Below are 1,827 nucleotides of genomic sequence, written 5' to 3' on the forward strand. Positions count from 1 at the left end.
CGTTCAGTTTGAACCTCTGTTCCGCAGCGCTTGTGATGATTGGGAGTGTTTTGGGAGTGACAGCAAACTCCTGACGACGTTGAAAAAGACGGTGTTGATCTTGGGCCGGGGCAGCGATAATCGCGCCCTTTTTCGGTAGGATCTCTGCCGCTCCATACACGTGCCTTCAAGTACAATCTCCAATGCTATGCCAAGTGCAGCGAGAAGCGGCGGTAGGTACCCCATCGATGCCGAGCGTTTCATGATTGGAGAGGAAACTCTCAAAAATTGAGTTCGGTGTCCCGAAAAAGCAAACAGATCTATCGGGACTGAACGATAGTCATCGTGGACAGTGTTTGGCGCTGATGTACGGGCGCCTCCTGTTTCCAACTCACACCACACTTGGGAGACTGAAATGAACCTGAAATATCTCACTGCATTTGCAGCCACCGCATTGATGGCCCTTGCCCCGGCCCTCCATGCCAAGGAAGCAAGCCCGATCCCCCAAAGCAGCGATGCGTTCACCGTATATAGCGAAGTCGATGACTGGACCGTTTACGCCGACGCAGACACACAAACCTGCCTCGTCGAACGGGCCGATGATCTGGGCAACGTGATGCAGATGGGCGTGACCACCGATCACGACTATGCCTATGTGGGCATCTTCACACTTGCAGATGTCAAGATCCGCAAGAAAGAAGACATTGCGATCGCCGTCGATGGCACGATTTTCCTCGGCGAGTCCCATGGCCTCAAAAGCAAGAAGCTTCAGGGGGATTACAAGGGCGGATATGTGCTGACCAACAATCCTGATATGGTGACGGCGATCGCCGAGGGAAGCGTGTTGATTGCGTTCCCGGAAGATCCGGTTGCTTTTGTCATCGACCTCACCGGCACCAAGAAAGCCATCGAGGAAGCCCGCAAATGCAATGCTGAGATGAATTGACCTCATAGCAAGCGATAGGTGCCGGGCAGTCCGCAGGTCAATTGCCCGCGCCTTTAAGACCTTAAGAACAGTCACCTACCCGGTCGGGAGCGCGGCGATCATCGCCGCCCACTCGGCCAGTCATCGAGCCGGGCGTAGATCGTGACCGCGATGCCGCCGAGCGCCACCGCGATGAACACCCAGCGCAGCGCGTCGAGATACGGCACAAGCGGCAGGATTGCGGTCTGGGTTTCGGCCAAAACGTTCTGCGCAACCTCGACTCCGGCAGCACCCAGCGTCGCCGCGCCCGCCGCGCCGCCGCCCTTCATCGTGCGGCTTTGCGCCAGGACCTCACGCTCTGGCGGGGTTTCCGCTGCGAAGGCAGTCTCCCTGACCGGGAACCGCTCGCCCCACTGACGCGCGGGGCCGAGGTCGACATGGATGAACCCCGAGCGCGGATAGAAGCCGAAGCCGAGAAAGCCGACCTCCCGCGCCGCCGCTTCGAACGCGATCTAGTCGTGGTTCGCCATGGCGATGTCAAAGGCGGCGCCGTCGAGGTGCTTGGAGCGAGTCGCGCCGCCCACGGCGCGGTTGCGCTCGCGGCTGCGATAGGCGGAGCGGAAGATCAGCGGCTTCCGGAGCCGGCCGTGGTCATCGTTCCGCTGATGATCGTTCGCCCGGACAGGGTCCGCATTCTCCCCGAATACCTCGCCTGGGCCATCAACCAGCCCGACGCGCAGCGCAGGCTCGGCGCGGAGGCACAGGGCACAAGCCTCCGGATGATCCCGATGGCGGTCCTCGAAAACCTCGAGATCGCCGTCCCCGACCTGCCCACGCAGAAACGCATCGTCGAACTCAATGCCTTGGCTCGGCAGGAGGGGAAACTGCTTCGACAGCTCGCCGCTAGCCGGGAAGAACTCGTA

At 60.3% G+C, this 1,827-nt stretch carries 1 protein-coding gene and 1 pseudogene; one reads left to right on the plus strand and one right to left on the minus strand.

All coding sequences use genetic code 11. The annotated features are described in order from the left end of the window. Positions 1 to 394: 394 nt before the first annotated feature. The gene (locus WBB85_RS23155) at positions 395 to 925 is read left to right on the plus strand and encodes a hypothetical protein (protein ID WP_432640918.1); all 531 of its coding nucleotides are present in this window, start codon (positions 395 to 397) and stop codon (positions 923 to 925) included. A 98-nt stretch (positions 926 to 1,023) separates the two neighbouring features. Here the strand turns inward: WBB85_RS23155 and WBB85_RS23160 are convergent. Beyond that, positions 1,024 to 1,548: pseudogene (locus WBB85_RS23160) on the minus strand (YcbK family protein); the annotation flags it as partial. Positions 1,549 to 1,827 lie beyond the last annotated feature (279 nt).

The sequence above is a fragment of the Albidovulum sp. genome, assembly GCF_049646345.1.
Lineage (GTDB): Bacteria > Pseudomonadota > Alphaproteobacteria > Rhodobacterales > Rhodobacteraceae > Albidovulum.